Origin of the sequence: Paracoccus nototheniae, assembly GCF_004335005.1 — a bacterium.
Taxonomy (GTDB): domain Bacteria; phylum Pseudomonadota; class Alphaproteobacteria; order Rhodobacterales; family Rhodobacteraceae; genus Paracoccus; species Paracoccus nototheniae.
In genome coordinates, this window is record NZ_RQRT01000183.1 from 1 (window position 1) to 514 (window position 514).

1 protein-coding gene is annotated in these 514 nt (G+C 25.9%); it reads right to left on the minus strand.

All coding sequences use genetic code 11. The features are described 5' to 3' along the window. A partial coding sequence (locus EG885_RS22960; protein ID WP_207392401.1) for a hypothetical protein occupies positions 1-514 on the minus strand: 514 nt, incomplete at both ends.

Genomic DNA, 514 nt, shown 5'->3' on the forward strand with positions numbered 1-514 from the left:
AGATAAGCTTGCTAATGCTTTAAGAAAGTAAAAATAATTATCTTTAGATTTTAAAGTCCAATCGCAATCAATTTGCACTTCGTTATAATTATTGTAATTAGAAAATTTCTCCTTATAAATCTTTGAAATTAAATGATTTATATTACTAGCCAAAGTATCGATTTCTTTTTTACTGCTTTTTATAAAAACATCATTTTTAATGAACATTGTTGGTACAATAATCCAACTACCCTTTTTTTTACTTGAATCATCCGACATATTACTATAAAAATCAGTTTTAGAAATTGTTATGTTGCCCATAGTTTCATCATGTTTAACTTCAAAGAACTTGAAGTACATTTTCTTAATTTTAAGTGTGTCAATAATCTCTTGCTCATTGTCTTTTAAACTTGAATCATCACTCTTCCAATAGTAAAAGGCACGATCTACAATTTCAATTTTACTATTATTTTTACATGAAAAAAGAAACGCTGAAAGCATTCCTAAAAGCAACATTTTTTTCATTGGTTTAGTG